Origin of the sequence: Alteromonas sp. ALT199 (genome assembly GCF_018619335.1) — a bacterium.
Classification (GTDB): Bacteria; Pseudomonadota; Gammaproteobacteria; order Enterobacterales; family Alteromonadaceae; genus Alteromonas.
Genome location: NZ_JAHHDX010000055.1, coordinates 462 through 1,619, shown reverse-complemented (window position 1 = coordinate 1,619; position 1,158 = coordinate 462). Strand labels below are relative to the sequence as shown.

At 43.6% G+C, this 1,158-nt stretch carries 1 protein-coding gene; it reads right to left on the bottom strand.

All coding sequences use genetic code 11. The features are described 5' to 3' along the window. A partial coding sequence (locus KL866_RS05925) for a sulfatase-like hydrolase/transferase (RefSeq protein WP_214993966.1) occupies nt 1-1,158 on the bottom strand: 1,158 nt, incomplete at both ends.

The following is a 1,158-nucleotide window of genomic DNA, read 5'->3' as shown; positions in this document are numbered from 1 at the left end:
CTGTTCACCTAAATGCCATCCATGATCACCAATAGTGTAAACAACTACCCAAGGGCGACCTTGTCTTTCACTGTAGGATTTGAATGCCTCTAGTGCTTCGCCAATCAATTCATCACCATGAGCTGAAAACGCGTAATAATCCTGTATTGTTTGTTGAAGTTCAGCGTCTGTCATCCCTTCAATTTTGGTCGCGTTGTACAATTTTTGCAGCTGAGGGGGAAGCGTCTTAACCTCAGAACGATCGAAATTCGGCACGCTATAACGTTTAGATTCGAAGCGCTCTCTTATCGATTTAGGAGGCAAAATGGGTGTATGAGGTAAATGAAAACCCAAATTTATGAACAGCGGCTTATTCATGTCAGCACCTTTGACACTTTTACCCGCTAATGTTTTATATTCCTGTTGTGCAAATTGCAGATGATTCCTTAATTCTCTTACCACCTTCGCGTCAATTGTCTCAGTTGCACTATTTGGATTTACACCACCTATTATTAGATTTGGGTTGCTTCTAGTGTAACTGCGAAGTATGTCAAACTCTTGGTCAGTTCTGGCTCGTTGAGCAAGGGCGCCTTGGCTAACTTCTCCATCTTTGCTCTTCAGCAAATAGCTTCTTTGAGAGCCATCTGGATAGCTCACATACTCGCTGTAACCAATAGGTGTCGAGTTTCCAGGTTCGTCACCATAACTGGCACGTGTGTAAATATCACCAATACCATGGTTTTGGAGATCGTGTTTGAAATGCACTCTAAAATCGAAGATTGGCAGTTTGTTAAATGTTTGGCCAGGTCCCCATTGCATAAAATAATGGTCTTCTTTTCCAAACATTGCTGTGTAATAACCCTCTCGTTGCAAGTACTCAGATAAAAGAGGCCTAGAAAAGTCGGGGCCAGGGTGGGAAAGTTCAAACGCGAACCGTCCAGTTCGAAATGGATATCTGCCAGAATGAAGCGCCGCTCGCGAAGGACCGCATACAGGAGAATTTGTAAACGCTTGTGTAAATAGTACGCCCTCTTGAGCGAGCTCGTCAGCGTTTGGTGATTCAATATAGCCCAGCGGACTATTAGCCTGTCCGTATACCGCTTGATTATATGCCGATATTGAGTCTGGTCTGTGATCGTCAGTAATAATCCAAAGAATGTTGGGACGAGGTTGTTGTTT